This window comes from Capnocytophaga sp. oral taxon 326 str. F0382 (assembly GCF_000318295.1).
Lineage (GTDB): Bacteria > Bacteroidota > Bacteroidia > Flavobacteriales > Flavobacteriaceae > Capnocytophaga > Capnocytophaga periodontitidis.
In genome coordinates, this window is record NZ_KB291394.1 from 25,057 (window position 1) to 43,562 (window position 18,506).

At 38.9% G+C, this 18,506-nt stretch carries 16 protein-coding genes and 1 tRNA gene; 3 read left to right on the top strand and 14 right to left on the bottom strand.

Going from position 1 to position 18,506, the window contains the following annotated elements:
• Positions 1-18: 18 nt before the first annotated feature.
• The 14 genes from HMPREF9073_RS05050 to dgt all read right to left on the bottom strand — a co-directional run bounded on the left by HMPREF9073_RS05050 (position 19) and on the right by dgt (position 14,121).
• Positions 19-813, bottom strand: a complete 795-nt coding sequence (locus HMPREF9073_RS05050) for a Fic family protein (RefSeq protein ID WP_009412925.1) — start codon at positions 811-813, stop codon at positions 19-21.
• Positions 814-819: 6 nt separating this feature from the next.
• Positions 820-1,239 carry an HXXEE domain-containing protein gene (locus tag HMPREF9073_RS05055; protein ID WP_009412926.1) on the bottom strand — a complete coding sequence of 140 codons (420 nt, stop codon included), beginning with the start codon at positions 1,237-1,239 and terminating at the stop codon, positions 820-822.
• Complete coding sequence (locus HMPREF9073_RS05060; protein WP_009412927.1) at positions 1,226-1,639, bottom strand: SRPBCC family protein; 414 nt, start codon at positions 1,637-1,639, stop codon at positions 1,226-1,228. The genes HMPREF9073_RS05055 and HMPREF9073_RS05060 overlap by 14 nt, the downstream gene beginning before the upstream one ends.
• 158 nt (positions 1,640-1,797) lie before the next feature.
• The gene (locus HMPREF9073_RS05065) at positions 1,798-4,032 is read right to left on the bottom strand and encodes a polyribonucleotide nucleotidyltransferase (RefSeq protein ID WP_009412928.1); all 2,235 of its coding nucleotides are present in this window, start codon (positions 4,030-4,032) and stop codon (positions 1,798-1,800) included.
• A 111-nt stretch (positions 4,033-4,143) separates the two neighbouring features.
• On the bottom strand, positions 4,144-4,413 hold the full coding sequence (gene rpsO, locus HMPREF9073_RS05070) for a 30S ribosomal protein S15 (protein WP_002677173.1): 270 nt from the start codon (positions 4,411-4,413) through the stop codon (positions 4,144-4,146).
• 100 nt (positions 4,414-4,513) lie between these two features.
• Positions 4,514-4,954 carry a dCMP deaminase family protein gene (locus tag HMPREF9073_RS05075; RefSeq protein WP_034555433.1) on the bottom strand — a complete coding sequence of 147 codons (441 nt, stop codon included), beginning with the start codon at positions 4,952-4,954 and terminating at the stop codon, positions 4,514-4,516.
• Positions 4,917-5,843, bottom strand: coding sequence for a bifunctional riboflavin kinase/FAD synthetase (locus tag HMPREF9073_RS05080; protein ID WP_009412930.1), 927 nt, complete (start codon positions 5,841-5,843; stop codon positions 4,917-4,919). Before HMPREF9073_RS05080 ends, HMPREF9073_RS05075 begins: the two co-directional genes overlap by 38 nt.
• On the bottom strand, positions 5,840-7,612 hold the full coding sequence (locus tag HMPREF9073_RS05085) for a long-chain fatty acid--CoA ligase (protein WP_009412931.1): 1,773 nt from the start codon (positions 7,610-7,612) through the stop codon (positions 5,840-5,842). Before HMPREF9073_RS05085 ends, HMPREF9073_RS05080 begins: the two co-directional genes overlap by 4 nt.
• A 4-nt stretch (positions 7,613-7,616) precedes the next feature.
• Positions 7,617-9,128, bottom strand: a complete 1,512-nt coding sequence (locus HMPREF9073_RS05090) for a beta-N-acetylhexosaminidase (protein WP_369699433.1) — start codon at positions 9,126-9,128, stop codon at positions 7,617-7,619.
• Between the two features lie 26 nt (positions 9,129-9,154).
• Complete coding sequence (locus HMPREF9073_RS05095) at positions 9,155-10,795, bottom strand: hypothetical protein (RefSeq protein ID WP_009412933.1); 1,641 nt, start codon at positions 10,793-10,795, stop codon at positions 9,155-9,157.
• 15 nt (positions 10,796-10,810) lie between these two features.
• Complete coding sequence (locus HMPREF9073_RS05100; protein WP_009412934.1) at positions 10,811-11,575, bottom strand: acyl-[acyl-carrier-protein] thioesterase; 765 nt, start codon at positions 11,573-11,575, stop codon at positions 10,811-10,813.
• A gap of 18 nt (positions 11,576-11,593) precedes the next feature.
• Positions 11,594-12,382 carry a Cof-type HAD-IIB family hydrolase gene (locus HMPREF9073_RS05105; protein WP_009412935.1) on the bottom strand — a complete coding sequence of 263 codons (789 nt, stop codon included), beginning with the start codon at positions 12,380-12,382 and terminating at the stop codon, positions 11,594-11,596.
• Between the two features lie 176 nt (positions 12,383-12,558).
• Positions 12,559-12,632 (bottom strand) — tRNA-Asp (locus HMPREF9073_RS05110).
• 145 nt (positions 12,633-12,777) lie between these two features.
• Positions 12,778-14,121 carry a dGTP triphosphohydrolase gene (dgt, locus tag HMPREF9073_RS05115; RefSeq protein ID WP_009412936.1) on the bottom strand — a complete coding sequence of 448 codons (1,344 nt, stop codon included), beginning with the start codon at positions 14,119-14,121 and terminating at the stop codon, positions 12,778-12,780.
• 135 nt (positions 14,122-14,256) lie between these two features.
• Between dgt and HMPREF9073_RS05120 the strand changes: the two genes are divergently transcribed.
• The 3 genes from HMPREF9073_RS05120 to HMPREF9073_RS05130 all read left to right on the top strand — a co-directional run bounded on the left by HMPREF9073_RS05120 (position 14,257) and on the right by HMPREF9073_RS05130 (position 18,500).
• A complete protein-coding gene (locus HMPREF9073_RS05120) occupies positions 14,257-16,404 on the top strand; it encodes a S46 family peptidase (RefSeq protein WP_009412937.1) in 2,148 nt (715 codons plus the stop codon).
• A gap of 44 nt (positions 16,405-16,448) precedes the next feature.
• Positions 16,449-17,477 carry a hypothetical protein gene (locus HMPREF9073_RS05125; RefSeq protein ID WP_034555435.1) on the top strand — a complete coding sequence of 343 codons (1,029 nt, stop codon included), beginning with the start codon at positions 16,449-16,451 and terminating at the stop codon, positions 17,475-17,477.
• A gap of 162 nt (positions 17,478-17,639) precedes the next feature.
• On the top strand, positions 17,640-18,500 hold the full coding sequence (locus HMPREF9073_RS05130; protein WP_034555437.1) for a hypothetical protein: 861 nt from the start codon (positions 17,640-17,642) through the stop codon (positions 18,498-18,500).
• Positions 18,501-18,506 lie beyond the last annotated feature (6 nt).

An 18,506-nucleotide genomic window follows, 5' to 3' on the forward strand; every position in this document is an offset into this window, starting at 1 on the left:
ATTTTCTTCATATTTATTTTAAAATTTCCATTCTATGGTTTTGTCTTCTTTTTCTCGAAATTCCTTTTCTTTAGCAATCTCATTTTGCAAATGTTTAGCGTACTGACTGAACATAAAAGCATTATATGCCTCAAAGTTTTCGTTCGTTCGCACAGAGTTCAAAGCCTCGTAATAAGCAGCTTTATCTTCTGCGAATACAATCCCCAAAGGCAAACCATACCACTGCTGAATAAAGTTCATCAGTAGGCGGGAGGTTCTGCCATTGCCGTCGAGAAAAGGGTGAATATTCACTAACTCATAATGAGCATAAAATGACAGTGCTAATTGAGCTTCTTCGGTAGTTTGCTTAGGGAGTAGTTCATTTAGTTTTTTTACTAACTGCTCTAATGCTGCCGGTACTTTTTCAAAACTCATAAACGATACACCTCCTGCGGTTACTCTCACCTTACGCAATTCACCTTTGCTGGCATCTACAGTACCTAAGGCATTAGTAAGCACTTCTCCTGTAGTTTTCATCACTTTGGCAGCTATTTCCTGAATAAAAGTTACTGATAGAAGTCGTTGTTGTGTAGCTTCTTTTAGTACAAAATTCAATGCCTCATAATGATCTTTAGTTTGATTGGCAAACAATAGAGGCTTACCATTAGGAGTGTTGCCTTCTTCAATCAGTACGCGAGTTTCGTTTAAAGTTAAAGTAGAGCCTTCTATACGGGTAGAGTGACTGGTAATAAGAATCTTGTTGAATTCATTATAATTCAACGAGGATTCTAAACCAAGTACTCTGTAAGTTTGTATAATTTCTGAAATAGTCATTGGTTTCTATCTTTTAAACAACATATACCCCCATTTTGGAATGAGATAAACCCCTATGAGGCAGCTTACCATTACGGGAGAATAAGAATGGGTGAAATAGCTTACCAAGATATGCCATACCAAGAAGAAAGTCAATCCTGCGAGGTATATCCCAAGAGCAATTCTTGTAGCTTTTTCGTTCTTTCGACATAAAAAAGCAATGACCACTACCAAAACGAGTTGTCCTATAGAAGCTCCTATAAAATATTCAGGGTGTTCATTAGCTAAATGAGCATTCTCAGCAATTCTGGGGAGTTGCAACCATTGGGGTATCTTATCTACAAAGTCAATATACCATTGCCAGAATGAAATACTCTCTTCTACTTGATGTAAAGCGTGTAGTCCCATTATAGGTAACCACAAATGTATATATTTATTTGTTTCCATATACTTCTGCTTTTAATGCGGTAATATAGTTTTGTTGTGTCCGTTTTAAATTCCAAAAGAGAGGCGCTATGAGTCTTAAAAAGAAGTTTTTGATATGTATTTTCTCTTGAAAGCAAACTTTAGTACCTCCGTTATACGATTCAAACTTTCCTTCCCATTCTCCATAGAAAAGTTTGTGTTGCATTGTAAAGGCATAATACTCATTTTCTTTCTTTTGAATATTGTTAAAAAGTGTGTGTCCTCCGCCTTTGTAATATTCAATAAATCCGTCTTCTAATAACTCAATATTCTCCACTTCCTTTCGCCACTGAAAGTTATTGTTATCAGTAACAATATTATATACCAATGTTATAGGCGCATCAATCACATCAGTTATTATTGAAATTAGAAAGGGTTTCATTTTTGAAATCTTTTATCTGAAGGCAAAGATACTAAAAAAAAGAAAAACCGAAAACTTTATACTATAAAAGTACCAAATCTTCGGTTTAAAAAATATTATGAATACAAAAATTCTATGATAGGCTTTGTTAAATTTTGAGACTTTGACAAAGTTTTTTGCTATTCTTGACGTGGTTTTTGGTTATTATTGTGTCCTTTAGGGCGGTCGTTGCGAGGTTTACCGTTGTAAGGTTTATCTGATTTTGGGCGGTCTTCTCTCGCTGGACGGTCAGGGCGCTCTTCGCGTGGTGGACGTGGCAACAAGGCTTTGCGTGATACTCTTGTTTTCTTGGTTTTAGGGTCGATGCCAAGGTATTTCACTTCTATGATATCACCTTCTTTAAGAGCATCTTCTATTTTGTCGATTCTATCCCAAGATACTTCAGAGATGTGGAGCAAAGAGTCTTTACCAGGAACAAACTCTACAAAAGCCCCAAATTCTACCAAGCGCACTACTTTTACAGTGTAAGTTTCTCCTTCTACAGGTTCAAATTTCACTGCGTTTACTGCCTCAATAGCTTCTTGAATACCAGCTTCGTCGGTACCTAAGATTTCTATGATGCCCAATTCGCCCACTTCTTCTACCACAATAGTAGTATTTGTGCGCGCTTGCAAATCTTGAATGTTCTTACCACCCGTACCGATAAATGCTCCGATGTATTCCTTAGGCATATCCATCTTAACAATTTTAGGTGCGTGAGGTTTCACTGTTGGGTTAGGTTTGGCAATAGTATCAGTGATTTTGCCTAAGATGTGCATACGTCCTTCGCGGGCTTGGTTCAAAGCTTTTTCGAGTATTTCGTAAGAAAGACCTTTGATTTTGATGTCCATTTGGCAAGCGGTAATACCATCGGCTGTACCGGTTACTTTGAAGTCCATATCCCCTAAGTGGTCTTCATCACCTAAGATATCGGAAAGTACTGCATAACGCTCGCCATCGGTGATGAGTCCCATAGCAATACCCGATACAGGTTTTACCATTTGTACCCCTGAATCCATCAAGGCTAAAGTACCTGCACACACAGTTGCCATTGAAGAAGAACCGTTAGATTCCAAGATTTCAGAAACTACACGAACGGTATAAGGGCAATCTTCAGGGATCATACGTTTGAGGGCGCGTTGTGCTAAGTTACCGTGACCTATCTCACGGCGTGATGTTCCGCGCAATGGGCGTGCTTCACCTGTTGAGAAAGGAGGGAAGTTGTAATGCAAGTAGAAACGTTCTTCACCTTGTTCTGAAGGTAAATCGATTACGTTTGCTTCGCGTGAAGTTCCTAAGGTAACGGTAGTAAGAGACTGGGTTTCACCACGTGTAAAGATAGATGAACCGTGTGCTGACGGCAAGTAGCCTACTTCACACCAAATAGGACGTATTTGAGTAGTGTTACGACCATCTAAACGGATATTTTCGTTTAAGATAAGGTTACGAACAGCTTCTTTTTCAGCATCTCCGAAATAACGAGTGATGATAGGAGTAAGCTCTTCTAATTCCTCTTCAGTAAAGAGCGCCAAACACTCTTCTTTTACTGCGGCGAACTTTTCACCGCGTTCTTGTTTAGTAGTGTTTTCTTTGGCTATAGCATAACATTTATTGTAAGCAAAATCGTAAACTTTTGCTTTTACTTCTTCGTTTTCTACTTCAGGATCGTAGGTGCGTTTTTCAGTTTTACCTACTTTTTCAGCCAAACGCAATTGCGCTTCGATATGAGGTTTGATAGCTTCGTGTGCAAATTTGATAGCTTCAGCCATATCTTTTTCGCTCACCTCGTCCATTTCACCTTCTACCATTGCCACAAAATCTTTAGAAGCACCTACCATAATATCGATGTCAGAAGCTTCTAATTGTTCACGACTTGGGTTTACGATAAATTGACCGTTCACACGACCTACGCGTACTTCGGAAATAGGACCATCAAACGGAATGTCAGACACAGCCAAACAAGCAGAAGCAGCAAGACCTGCTAAAGCATCGGGCATTACATTCTCATCGTGAGAGATAAGCTGGATCATCACTTGTGTTTCAGCGTGATAATCTTTGGGGAATAGCGGGCGCAATACGCGGTCAACCAAGCGCATTGTCAAGATTTCTTGATCGCTAGGGCGTGCTTCGCGTTTGAAGAAGCCCCCAGGGAAACGACCTGCCGCTGCAAACTTCTCACGATAGTCTACTGTAAGAGGTAAAAAGTCAGTTTCAGGATTGATTTCTTTAGCCGATACTACGGTTGCCAATAGCATCGCATTGCCCATTTGCACCACAACAGCGCCGTCGGCTTGTTTAGCCAACTTGCCAGTTTCGATAGAGATGGTACGACCATCGCCTAAATCGATGATTTCTTTTTTAACTTCTGGAATCATTCTTTTTGTGAATTAATAAATTAATAATTGTTGTGTTGAGGGCTTTAGGGATTAACCAATGAAAAACTGCTGTAATAAACAAAAGGAGGCACAAAGCCTCCTTAGTATTGCTTATTTTCTGATGTTTAGTTCTTTGATAATCGCACGGTATCTCTCGATATCGTTATTTTTCAAATAATCGAGCAAACTTCTGCGTTTACCTACCAATTTCACCAATGAACGCTCGGTATTGAAATCTTTGCGATTTACCTTTAAGTGTTCTGTAAGGTGATTGATTCTAAGGGTAAAAAGAGCGATTTGCCCTTCTGCTGAACCAGTGTTGGTTTCTGAACCTGCGTACTTTTTAAAAATTTCCGCTTTTACTTCTTTAGTTAAATACATTCCAATATTAATTTAATGATTATTATGTACGAATTTTTTCGGGCGCAAAGGTAGTAAATATTTTCTAACTACCAAAGAAATAGCACTTATTTTTATTTTTTTATTCACTTATATCTTCTAAATGGACGACTTCTACACCTGCTTTTTCGAGAAAAGCTAAGCCCTCGTTGTCGCGATAGCCTTCCTTATACACCACGCGCTTGATACCCGATTGGTAGATGAGTTTACTGCACTCTTTACAAGGTGACATTGTGATATAGAGCGTTGCTCCTTCTGACGATTGTGTAGACGAGGCGACTTTCATTATTGCATTGGCTTCGGCGTGCAATACATACCAGTGAGTATTGCCTTCCTCATCTTCACAACAGTTATCAAAACCGGTGGGTGTACCATTATAACCGTCAGAAATAATCATACGGTCTTTTACCATTATAGCACCTACTTGCTTGCGTTGTGAATAGGAGAGTTTAGCCCATTCCATTGCCATACGCATATAGGCTTTGTCATACCGCAATTGCTTTGCGCGCTGCTGTTTCGTCATCTTGTAATTGTTTTTTAAGGAGGTCGATAGTATCGAATTTCTGTTCTTCACGTAGGTATTGTACAAACTCAATGGTGAGTTTTTGGTCGTAAAGGTCGCCGTTGAAGTCAAAGAAATACACCTCGATAGACGCTCCTTTTCCTTTGATAGTAGGGTTCTTGCCAATGCTCATCATTCCATAGACTTTACGACCGCCAATGTAGCTATACACGGCATATACGCCATCTTTGGGAATGAGTTTGTAGTCTTCGGTTACTTGTATATTAGCAGTAGGGTAGCCTAAGGTGCGCCCCAATTTAAATCCGTGTACTACCGTGCCTGTGAGGCTGTAAGGAGTCCCGAGGTAATGCTCGGCAGTGGTAACATCGCCTTTATTCAACGCTTCTCGGATTTTGGTGGAACTTACCGATACTTCATCTACTTCTTGCACCGATATTTCTTCTACAGCAAATCCATACTTTTCACCAAATAAACGCATATCGTCTATATTGGCTGTGCGATTGCGCCCAAAACGGTGGTCGTAACCGATAATCACTTTCTTTACGTTGAGGCGTTGTACTAAGATAGTACTTACGAACTCTTCGGCAGTAAGTTGGGCAAAAGCCTCATTAAAAGGTTGCACGACGAGCAAATCGACCCCTAATTGCTGGAGTAGTTGCTTTTTCTCTTCCAAAGTGTGAATGAGTTTTAAGCCTTTGTCGTGTTGCACTACCATTCGCGGATGCGGAAAAAAAGTGAATACAGTAGCCAAAAGCCCTTCTTGGTGTGCGGTTGTTACAACTCTTTCAACAATTTTTTGATGTCCTAAATGCACACCATCAAATGTACCTATGGTGAGCACCGTAGGCTGCTGGGTAGTAAAAGTAGTAATATCGGTTATTTCTCTCACTTGTTGTAGAACTTGTTGTAAATGTCTATATATTTTTCTTTAATAACACGTCGTTTAAGTTTGAGGGTAGGGGTGAGGTGACCACCATCTATTGTCCATTCATCGGGGGTGAAATCAAAAAGTTTTACTTGTTCCCACTTTCCGAGATGGCTGTTTACTTTTTCGACTTCTTGGGCAATACGATTGTGAACGGCTTGATTTTGTATAATCTCTTCGTTGGTTTTACCTAATTGTACTTTGTGGCGGCGTGCCCATTCTTTTACAAATGGGAAGTTGAGCTGAATAATAGCAGCAGGCATCTTTTCACCTTCGCCTACTACCATTGCATTCTCGATGAAACGAGAGAGTTTCAATTGGTTTTCTATTAGCTGAGGTGATACGTACTTACCGCCTGAAGTTTTGAAGATTTCCTTCTTGCGGTCGGTGATTTTAAGGAAGCCATCAGCGTCAAGCTCGCCTATATCGCCTGTGTGGAAGAATCCATCGGTGATGTTTTCAGCTGTTTGCTCAGGGTCTTTATAGTAGCCTAACATTACGTTTTCGCCTTTCACAAGTATTTCACCGTCTTCGGCAATTTTTACATCTATATTGACAATAGGTTTCCCTACGGTGCCTATTTTCCAGAATCTTCCCGATTCGCGGTTTACTGCAATAACGGGAGCGGTTTCGGTAAGACCATAACCTTCCATAATTTTGAGTCCTGCGGCAGAGAACACCTTAGCCAAACGCGGTGAGAGGGCAGCGCTACCAGAGACAATCATTTGTATGCGTCCACCTAAGGCTTCGCGCCATTTGCTAAAGATGAGTTTGCGTGCAATTTTCAGTTTGAACTCATACCAAGCACCATTAGCGCCATAAGGTTCGTATTGGAAGCCCAAATCGAGTGCCCAAAAGAAGAGTTTGCGTTTAATCCCTTTAAGTTCTGCCCCTTTTGCGAAGATTTTGTCGTAAATCTTCTCTATGAGTCGGGGTACTACTGTAATGATATGCGGTTTTACTTCGCGTAAGTTATCACTGATTTTATCGAGAGATTCGGCAAAATAAACATTTAGGCAATCGTACTGATACAAGTAGGTGAGCATACGTTCAAACACGTGGCACACAGGCAAAAAGCTGAGCGCTGTAGAGCCTTCACTAATAGGCAAACGGTCTTGGCAGTTCAGTATGTTAGAGATGATATTCCAATGAGAGAGCATTACCCCTTTTGGGCGGCTGGTAGTGCCGGAAGTGTAGATGATAGTCGCTAAATCGTCTTTTTGAATACTATCTTTGCGTGTTTCCACTTCAGATTGATTACTCTCATCGGCGCCTAAATCGAGGATTTCTTGCCAATGGTGAGCATAAGGTACTTCGTTGAAGGTAAAGATAGTTTTTAGATGAGGTAATTTATCTTGGATAGAAGAGATTTTTTCCCATAGTTCTTTATCGGAAACGACACAGTATTTACATTCCGAATGGTTGAGAATATACTCGAAATCCTCTAAGTTGATTGTGGGATAGATAGGTACATTCTGTGCGCCTACTTGTAAAATCCCGATGTCGAGCACGTGCCATTCGGTGCGATTAGTGCTTGAAATGACCGCTATTTTATCATTTTTTTCAATGCCTAAGCGCAATAAGCCTCGGCTTACGGTATTCACTTTTTGGATATATTCAGCGGTAGAGGTTTTTGCCCACTCACCGTTGTATTTGGTAGCAAAAGCGACCTCTAAAGGGTGTTTAGATTGTTGATAATAAGGTATATCGAATAAACGATTTACGGTATTCATTGGTTTAAATTTTTGTTACAGAGGGCAAAAGTAATAAATAATTACGAAATACGAAATACGAATGACGAAAAAAAGGAGATAACTCCACAGGAGGTCTGTAATTGACTCCTTGTTGCAATAAATAACTCAATTGACCTTCTAACCTATTGGTAAACGACTTCCAAGAACGCTGTTGCATTTTTGTCCAACCTACTTCGGAGAGGGCGAGGGCGCGCGGATAGGTCATATAAAAAGCTCTAAAAAGGTCTTTTACACTTTCGCCCCATAGGGTAGCTTCTACTCCTAAAATATGCTGTTTTTCTTCTTGTGGAGTGAGAGAAAAAGCGGGGTTAAATTCATATACTTGTTGTAGCGTGAGGGTAGGCATCCAGTCTACATTAGGCAAATCGTCTTTAGCCTGTGGATAATCAAAATAAGCATACTCTCCCGGTGAACATATTACTTTGAAATTATCTTTTTTAGCGCGTTCTAACACCTGAGGGGTAGTGTGCATCCGCCACAAATACATAGCACTATTTTGAGGATAAGTAGGCACTTCGAGTTCCATCCAAATGAGAGGTTGCTTGCCATTTTTCACTAAGAACTCATTTACCCTTTTGAAAAACTCACTCATCAGTTGCTGGTCGTTCGTAATTTGTACTTCTTTTTTAAGCTGTTGCACTTTCGGATTTTCAAGCCATTTATCCAAAGGAGCTTCATCGCCACCTATATGAAAATATTTACAAGGAAATACCTCTGATAACTCACTGATAACATCGTCTATAAAAGTAAAAACTTCTTCTTTGGATACACATAACAAATTCTTAGAAACCCCAGCAGTAGTGCGTACTCCTATAATTGTATCGTTACAACTGAGAAATGGATAAGCTGCCACTGCGGCATCATTATGCCCTGGCACATCAAACTCAGGGATGAGTTGCACATTGCGTTCTAAAGCATACCGCACCAAGTCTTTCATTTCTTCTTGGGTATAAAAGCCTTCATTATTGCGCTTGCTTCCTTCAAAATCTGTTCGCTTAGCCCCTATTTCTGTCAGCTTGGGATATTTTTTAATCTCTATGCGCCAGCCTTGGTCGTCGTTGAGATGCAAATGTAAGTAGTTGAATTTGTATTGCGACATCACATCGATATACTTTTTCAAATCCTCTATTTTCCAATAGTGACGCGCGGGGTCTACCATTAGGGCGCGATAGGCAAAACGAGGGGCATCGGTAATGGTGAGACAAAGCAAGGATTCTTTGTGTTCTTTTTTTGCCTGAAATATCAATTGCCTAAGTGTTTGTGTTGCATAGTACTTTCCAGCTTCAGTGCTGTACTTAATGATAATTTTTCGAGGTTGAATAACTAACTGATAGCCTTCGGGATTGGCAATAGTAGGTTCTGTTATATAAGTAATGGGGGTATTCACCTTACAACTGCCTTTATAGTAATGCACTTCATTAGGCTGTGGCACTACATTTATTTGTGCTGAAAGAGGAAAAGCTAAAAGCAGTAGTACATAATATAGTTTCATAATAATAGATTTGTTAATTTTCTAATTCTCTAATCCTGTATCTTTACATTTTTAACACGTTCCAACTTAAAGCGCTCTTTATTCCAATGAAACGGTTTGAACTCCTCATTTTTGATAATCTTATTATTGCGATAGATAAGATTTTTTACTGATTTGGCGTAAAGAATGGGTTCGTCAAAAGTTTCAAAAACATTATCCTCAATGCATATATTAGAGTGAAAATATTTTTGTTGAGCCTCTAAGTTAGGGATTTCGGGGTAGATAGAGATAATAGCATTCGTGAACTGATAGTTGGCAGTAAGTGCATTTATAAAACGATTGTTTTTGATGCTCACATTGCGGCAAGCGCCCGTTTCGTACCAACCATTGCAATCGCCACAGAGCAAGATAGCAGCCCCGTGAGTATGGTCGAATAGATTGTTACAGCACACCACTTTTTTAGGGGTACTAAAAAGTGCCCCTCGTGCCCGATTGTTGCGCACAATGTTGTTTTTGAAAAGCACTTTAGGCGTCCAAGTAAGATTTTCTACCCCACAAGGCGTATCGGGGTTTACCTCAGCAGGTAAAGGTTTATCGAAAGTGATTTCAAATATTTTAGCCCCTACTTCAGTAGGTTTATCAACAGATTTTATTTGGTGAATTTTATAAGTTTTATCACCTATAGTTTCCATTGTTTTAGCAGCGACAAATTGCACTTGGTCACCCACTTCTCCCCAAAGGAATCCCCACGACTGAGGGTGCATATATTGCGCTTTGATGGTATAATCATTTTCACGAGTAATGACTTTCAAGTAAGTGCCGTGCACATTGATAGCATCATCAGCCATACCTTCATACAAACCATTTACTGAGCGTATTTTTCCTTTACAAGCTGAAAAATGCGTAGCATCGGCTTGGGTGGGAAAAAAACGTTCACTCCCTTCCTCTATCGCTACTCGAAACTTATCAAGAGTCATATTTTCAGTGAGTTGAGCCAACAGCCCCATCCCTTGCACATTGTGTACTGTGATATTCTCAAGAGTTATATTTTTGCTTTCGGTTACAAAAATAGCAGGTGTGGGACGGGAATAAGTGCGCAACACAAAGCGCTCGTCTACTTGTAGAAAAGGCGATTTGCCCATTCCCTCTATATAAAATTCGTTAGGAGCAAGTTCAACAATTTTGGTAGGAGAAAAAGGGACATCGGCACGGCGATAAGCCAAGTGTTTATTTGAGGCAAAAACCATTCCTCCAAAAGGTTTTTCTTCATAGTCTTCGCCTGTGAAAGAGAGTTTATTATCGTGAATTTTATAATTGCCTTCGGGGTATAAACGCGCCTTTACACTATTGTGGAGGCTATCTACCTCGGTAATTTGTAACTGTCGGAGGTAAGGGGTCGCAAAATCTATTGAGAAGTTACGAAGAGTGAGATTGCTACAGTTTTTCACTACAAAAGGCAAAATTGTACCGTGAAACACTAGATTCTGTCCTTTGCCATCGATTACTATATTGTGTAGATTTTCGTAGTAGAACGCCACTTTTTTAGGGTTAGTTTGGTCGTGATTGGAGATGTACAATTCCTTATCAACAGTTTGATTGATTGTGTATTGAGTAGTTGTAGGGAGGTACTGAGTGCTTTGACAAGCACCCAAAAGTAGAGCAGTGAGGGTGATGATAATAGCTGGTTTCATATTTGTTGTTTTTTGTTAAATTCTTTCAGCTATCCAATGTGAGATAAAAGCAGGTTTAGAAGCTCCTACTTTTTGAGCATAGTGATAAAGTTCTACTAAATTATGAGCATCATCTAAATACCTACCTTTGCTCTTAAAGCCTTGCATCTCATCGCCCATAAAAGTTTCGGAAAGGAAGTTGATATCGTACTCTTTGATTGTAAACTCACGGTGGTTGCGTTCAGTCATCATATCCAATGCCCACTGAGTGTATTTCACATTGTTCACGTGAGCATTCATATCAAGGTCACTCACACGTACCTTGAATTGATTAACTTGTTGCATATCATCGGGTAACGCAATGCGTTCAGTGCGAAAATTAAGACCTCCATCGGTACGCGGGTGGAAAATTTCTTGTTGTTCAGTAAGTTCTATAGGGCGGCGGGTGGCTATGTCCATTGTAATCCAAGTGCTAGCACATTCGCCTATTTTTTGGTCGTTGTAATAGAGTTCAAACTCGCGGAAAGCATAGACTCCTTGCACTGGTAACGACCAAGTTTTCACAGTGATACGCTCATTCCACTGAGGCCAGTAGTTCATTTTGAGTTTTTGCTGAATCAGTGCCCAGAAGAAGCCTTTTTGCACTAATTGTTTGTAACCGAATCCTAAATAAGCAGCGTGCTCGGCAGCGATATCTTGGAGCATTCCTAATAGCCCATATAGTCCTAACTGATTGTTTAAATTCACTTGAGTGCTACGCACTTTATAGGTTTCGATGAAAATTGTTTTATTGTGGTCCATTGTAATATATTTTTAGGTTTATGATTGCAATAATTTTTCGAGGGTACGCACTACACCTGCGTGATTGTTGTCATATTCGGTTACATAGTTTGCAAGTGCTTTGAGTTCCTCTTGCGCATTGAGCATTGCATAACTATAAGTAGCGCACTGAATGAGCTCTACATCGTTTAAATGGTCACCAAATACTACAGTTTCATCAGGAGTGATGTTCAGTTGTGATTGCAAGTGCGCAATAGCATCACCTTTATTCACATCTTTACCCGTGATATCCAGCCATATCTCACCCGATACCACTACATTAAACTCATTAGCATATTTTTTAAGATACTGAAAGGAATTGAGGCGAGAAATACCTCTGTCACAGACGGTTATTTTAAAAATTTCGTCATCGATAGCTACAAAATCGGTTACACGAGTATGGGCAGGATAATGACGAGCAATCTCATCAAAAATCCACTCATCATCGGTTTTTATATAAGCACTCTTCTTGCCGCAAAGGGCTACGCCTATCTGCTGAATTTCGTTACAAGTGCGCAAGATAGGAAAGAAAGAAGTAAAAGCGATAGGTCGCTCAAAAAGCGTTTTTCCCTGATAGATGAGCGATGCGCCATTATCGGGAGCATAGGCAATGCGCTCTTTGATAGGCGCAAAGAGTTCGTGCAAACTCTGCAACTGTCTGCCACTTGCTGCACAAAAAAGAATACCTTTCTGTTCAATAGTTTTGAACACATCCCAAAAACTATTAGGGATTTCCTTTTGGTTATTCACCAAAGTACCATCTATGTCGGAAACAATGAGCTTGATCATATTATAATTTGGTGCGATCCGCACCGGCTGTTTTTCAAATTTCTAATTTGCTAATTTTTGATGTATTGATGTTAAAATAAGAAAAGCTCTCCTTGGAGAAAGGAAAGCTTTCATTGGTTTACTATAAACCCGTGTAAAAATATTTACACAAAACAACACAACTAAATCTTATGAAGCGGTCTGGACGGGACTCGAACCCGCGACCCCATGCGTGACAGGCATGTATTCTAACCAGCTGAACTACCAGACCATTTATCAATAAATTGTGCAATTCATTTCTTCATTGCGGTTGCAAAAGTACAACTATTTTCAATACCTGCAAATTTTTTGAAGACTTTTTTTTATTTTTTTTAAAACTTTTTTCAAATATTACTGATAATGAACGTTTTGTATTATTACATATTTGAGGTGCGACTGGCAGTTTTTAAGTGCAATTCGAGTGCATTGCTATCGGTAAGGCTTGCTACATAGCAGGTAATACCCATCACTTTGTCGTATATCGACCCCTCTTTGCGGTATTTTTCAGGTAGTTTTTTGAGCAAAAGTTTATCAAATGAGGTTTCTCGTCCATTCTCACGATTGATAATTGCTGTAAAAAAGATGTCTAATAGATGTTGTAAAATCACATAACCCGATACTTCTTTCTCTACTACTTCATCCGATTGATAGATGTGTTCTACACTGCAATCGATTACATCGGTGATTTGGTGACGGTATTTACTATTGTATAATAAGGATTGATGAAAATCACCTGCGAGAATTGCCTCTTCATTCTGTAAGAAAATATCGGTAGCATCTTGCACCAATGCTCCGATGGAGACCGCACGTAAATAGGCAATGCGCTCTTCTTTTGTTTGCAACTTGCTGTATTTTTGAGTGTTGATACGATTATCAATAATCGCTCCCAAGTATTCTAAAGCTACTTCTTCGCTGATGAGCCCCAAGTTGATACCATCTTCAAAATCGATAATAGTATAGCAAATATCATCGGCAGCCTCTACCAAGAAAGCCAATGGATGGCGCGCATAACGCAATTCACCCGCCTCACTATTCGATTTGAGCCCTAAAGTATCTGCTACTTCTTTAAAGAAAGCCTTATCACCTTGAAAGAATCCATATTTTTTATCAGCGATTCTATTGGTTGGGCGTATAGGCAATGATTCTTTAGGATATTTAGTGAAAGCCCCCAAAGTAGCATACGTAAGGCGCAAACCACCCTCTACTCCTAAGCGCGTTTCGTTGAGGATTCTAAAACCATTGGCATTTCCCTCGAAGTTACACAAATCGGCATACTCGGCATCACTGAGCAGGTGCTTGATAGCTGTTCCCTTTTTAAACTGAAAGAACTCACCTATTGCTTTTTCACCACTATGCCCAAAAGGTGGGTTGCCAATATCGTGAGCTACGGCTGCCGCTGCAATAATAGCCCCAAAATCATTGGTTTGATACCCTAATTCACGCAAGTGAGGGTATTTGTTGAGCAGATGTTTACCAACCGAACGCCCCAAACTGCGCCCTACCACCGACACTTCTATACTATGAGTGAGGCGGGTATGCACAAAACCTGTTTTAGAAAGCGGAATTACCTGTGTTTTATCTTGCAGACTACGAAAAGCACTTGAGAAGACCACACGATCGTAGTCCATATCAAAACTGAGACGTGTTTCGTCCTCTTTGAGACGAGGTCGTGGAGTAATATCCCCGTATTTATTTAATGAAAGTAAATTTTCCCAATTCATATTTTTTCAATTAACAATTGACTATTAAAAATTAACCTATGTAGTATTCAATCCGCAAAAATACAAATAATTTGTAAATTAATGATTTATTAGAAAAATATTCCTTACATTTGCGCACTAATTTAAATCAATACTATGAAAAAAATCAACTTCATTCTACTACTTCTTACCTTTTACTTCTTACCTTTTACTTTAACAGCTCAACAAGGTGGTATGTGGATACCCTCTCTTCTCGAAGGAATGAATGCCAAGGAAATGAAATCCTTAGGTATGAAAATGTCGGTAGCCGATATCTATAACATCAACAAATCGAGTTTAAAAGATGCTGTGCCTCACTTCAATGGCGGTTGTACTGCCGAAATAATTTCTAATCAAGGACTCTTGCTCACAAACCACCACTGTGGATACGGACAAATACAAGCGCATTCTTCAGTACAAAACGACTATCTTACTAATGGTTTTTGGGCTAAAAATCTATCAGAAGAGTTGCCTAACAAGAATTTAGAAGTTACTTTCATCATTCGTATTGAAGATGTAACTAAAAAAGTACTCGCCGATACTCAAAACCTCAACGACGAAACCCTACGCAATGCCCAAATACAAAGAAATATTGCTTCTTTAGTACAAAACTCCCCTAAAGAAAGTTGGCAAGAAAACCGCATTCGCGCATTCTATGAGGGTAACCAATATATCCTTTTTGTAGTTGAAACTTTTAAAGATGTACGCTTAGTAGGCGCTCCCCCCTCCTCTATTGGCAAATTTGGTTCAGATACCGATAACTGGGTGTGGCCTCGCCATACGGGTGATTTTTCTCTCTTCCGCGTTTATGCCGACAAAAACAACCGCCCTGCCGAATACTCCAAAGACAATGTACCCTATCGCCCTAAACACTTCTTCCCCATCTCGCTCAAAGGCGTGAAAGCAGGTGATTTCACAATGGTCTTTGGCTATCCTGGTCGTACTGAAGAGTACCTTCCTGCCGTAGCTGTAGAACAAATTGTGAATGTACTCAACCCTGCTAAAATAGGCATTCGCGATGTGATTCTCAAAACCCAAGACGGATTTATGCGCGCCAATAACGAAATAAAAATTAAATATGCCTCTAAATATGCCAGTGTTGCTAACTATTGGAAAAAATGGATAGGCGAAACTCAAGGTTTGAAAAAATCGAACGCTGTGGCTATCAAGCGCGCTCAAGAACAAAAATTCATAAAAGAAGTTGAAAAACGCGGTAAAACTGCTGAATACGGACATATTCTACCTCAATTTGCTGAAAAATACACTCAAATTCAAGATTACGCTTTAGCAGCCGACCTCCACTCGGAACTCGCTATGCGCAATATCGACCTGAATGCCAATGGTTACAAAATACTCCAACTTCGCAATGCACTACGCGAAAAAGGCACTCAATCGTTCGCTAATCGCAAAAAAAACCTTTTAAACAACTTTGAAACTGTATTTAAAAACTACGACCTCAATGTAGATAAAGCTGTGTTTGAACAAGCGATTAGCTACTATGCTAAAACAATGCCTAAAGCCTTGCTATCTCCTAATCTTCAGCAATTTGACGCACACACTTTGGCTGATAAACTCTACAAAGAATCGTTTTTAGCCTCTAAAGCCGAAATGGATAAAGTGCTCAACCTCCCCGATGACGCCTTTGAAAAACGCCTCAAAAACGATGTGGGAGTGCAGTTTGTAGAGCAAATCATCTCTCATTTCTACGAAACTGTAATGCCTACTTATCAAAACTTAGATGATGAAATTACAGCACTACAACGCACCTATATGAAAGCTATTTTAGAGTTTTCTAAACCTCAAGACCGCATCTTCCCCGATGCTAACAGCACCTTGCGCATTACTTATGGCAAGGTAGCAGGCTATTCACCTTTAGATGCTGTAACTTATGATTATATGACCTATTTAGATGGGGTAATGGAAAAATATGTACCGAACGATTACGAGTTTGATGTACCTGCTAAATTGCGTGAACTCTATGAGAAAAAGGACTACGGTATCTATGGCGTTAATGGCAAAATGCCCGTGTGCTTTATAGCGACCAATCACACCACAGGAGGAAACTCAGGAAGTCCTGCTATTGATGCGCAAGGCAACCTCATCGGGCTCAATTTCGACCGCGTATGGGAAGGCACAATGAGTGATATTCACTACGATCCTAAAATATGTCGCAACATAATGGTAGATATACGCTATGTGCTTTTCATTATAGATAAATACGCTGGAGCAGGCTATCTGTTAAACGAAATGAAACTGGTGAAATAATGACGAGTTGCGAGTTACGAATGACGAGTTACGAATTACAACTAATGAAATATTTTATCTCTTTTATTTTAACACTATTGTTTGCTGGCTGTAATCTCTTTCAAGGAAAACAACCCGCAGAGGAAAGTATTGCGGTAGAGGAAAAGCAGGAAGAGGCTTTACAGATACAACAAGAGGGAGAAACTTTTGTGCCTATAAAAAAAGAAGGCTATGTAATCAATTATAAGGCACCTTTGTATAGAATTCCTGATATAAATTCTCCTACAGAAGATGCAGAAGGATATTTTGGGAATTGGCAGAGAATAACGGGAGAGTCAGAGCATTTTTATAGAATAGAAGATGAGGGGAAAACGTTCTTTTTTCTCAAGAAAGATATAGGGAAATGTGAAGAAATAGAGTTTACAAAGGAATCTTTGGAACGATGTGATAACATTTTTATCAATGGAGAGGGAGAAAAAGATCATACAGATTTCTCACAATTCTTATCAGTAACACCTATTGGTAAGGAAGAATATTTGAAAGAACAAGAAAATGGAATTGATTTATTGAAAAAAGATACCCTTTTGCACTCTAAAATCAATCAAACGCTTGTTTTTAATTGTAAAAATAAGATTGTAAAATTCAAAGATGAATTGGAGGAAGAGCAATATGATTCTAAAATATATGAATATGAAGGGTATATAGAATCATTAGGGCAATATGTGGTTTCACTATCAACTTTGGGGTGGATAAGATATATCTTAATAGATGAAATAACGGGGAAACAAATAGAAATAGATGGTTTTCCTTATGCTTCACCTGATAAAAAGCATATCATTTGCTTAATAGAGGGAATGGATATGTCAGGTTTTATAATTCTTTATGAAATAAAAGGTCTTTCACCTTTTAAAGTAGAGAAGAAATTGCATATTCTACTCTCACATTGGACACCTTATGATGATAAAGGGAAAGATATATTTTGGGATAAGGAAGAGAATCTTTATGTTTCTATCAATAAAGAAACGTGCTTTTATATAAATTATACGAAGTACAATCCTTCGCGAAAGTATATCAAGATAGGAATTAGAAATTAGTAAATAGTATTATAACTAATCTATGAAATACTTTATCTCTTTTATTTTAACACTATTATTGCTGGTTGTAATCTCTTTCAAGGGCAACAGCCAGTAGAGGAAAGTGTTGCGGTAGAGGAAAAGCAGGTAGAAACGTTTGTGCCAGAGCAGAAGGAGTTGTATGTGATAAATCCTACAACTGAAATATATTCTGCCCCTGATACAACGGCTAAACTTAACTTAAAGTGTGAGTTAGGAGAGCTTGTAGAATTAGAAGCTGAGTCGAAGCATTTCTATAAGATAAAATCACCTGCGGATTGTTATTTACTGAAAGAAAATATGGGTACATATAACGAAATCCCACTTACAAAAGAGATTTTAGAAGCAGTTCAGGAGTTAGAAGAAGGTGAAAAAGAATTTGATATATCTAAAGAAGGGAAAAATCTATCTGATTATTTTACTATTTCACTCATATCAAAGCAAGAGTACCAAAAAGAATTGAAAAATAGAGTAGATTTCAGAACTCCAATAAAAAATTTCACTTACAAAGAGGGAGTGCTTTACATCAATCATCAAGCTTATGAAGTAGAGAAAGAAAATATAGAATGGAGTAATTGTGAAAAAGTATGGTGGATAGCACCTTTACAACGTTATCTTGCCTACATAACATACCAAGGAGATGTAGCATATGGATTTTTTATTTTGATAGAGAAAGATACTAAAGAAACAATAAAATTAGGGCAAGAACCTTTTCTTTCTCCTGATTTCAAGTATTTATTTTGTACAACGAACCCCACATATATGAATTACACAAAAATATCTTTGTACAATATCCAAAAAGATAGTATTCCTCTTATTGAAATGGTAGCTCAAACAGAAATTAATTATTGGATGCCTTATCACACAAAAGAAACACCTTTGTTTTTTAGCAGTAATGGAAATATTTACGCTTCTTTTAATGTTGAAGGGCTTTTTTGGGAAGGAAAGAAAGATGTTAAACTTAATGACCAAAGAAAGTATATCAAGATAGGAATTAGAAATTAGAAATTA